This window comes from Parvimonas sp. D9, assembly GCF_035282565.1.
GTDB classification, from domain to species: Bacteria; Bacillota; Clostridia; order Tissierellales; family Peptoniphilaceae; genus Parvimonas; species Parvimonas micra.
In genome coordinates, this window is the sequence record NZ_JAYKBM010000068.1 from 1 (window position 1) to 393 (window position 393).

At 37.7% G+C, this 393-nt stretch carries 1 protein-coding gene; it reads right to left on the reverse strand.

What is annotated here, in order from left to right:
* Positions 1-168: 168 nt before the first annotated feature.
* Positions 169-393 (reverse strand): hypothetical protein (locus VJI94_RS08055; protein WP_324008971.1); only part of this gene is annotated, 225 nt, incomplete at its 5' end.

A 393-nucleotide genomic window follows, 5' to 3' on the forward strand; every position in this document is an offset into this window, starting at 1 on the left:
AGCTCAGGCAACTTCTCGAATTACTTAGAACAGGAAAATGAACATTTGAGTGAGATCAGAAAACGTATTTATAGTATCTATGGACAAAAAGCGCGTATTCTAGTAGACAACCCTGAAGCGGGTATGATCAAAGCCGCTGTTTGTATCCCTTTCTAGAATTCTGTTTCTCTACTCAAGCGCTTCTCTCTTATTCAAATAATGCTGTAATAAAGTAATCTGATTTTTTGTACGTTCATAATTATGTGTCGGGTACCGGATTTGGTAATACTGATCCCCATTCAAAAAATCAGTCATGAAACGAAGTGCCTGCATGTAAATCATGATAGCACCTGCATCAAAAAAAGATTGTCGTTCTTTTTCTGTGAGAATATCTCCCATACCTTGCGCATATCC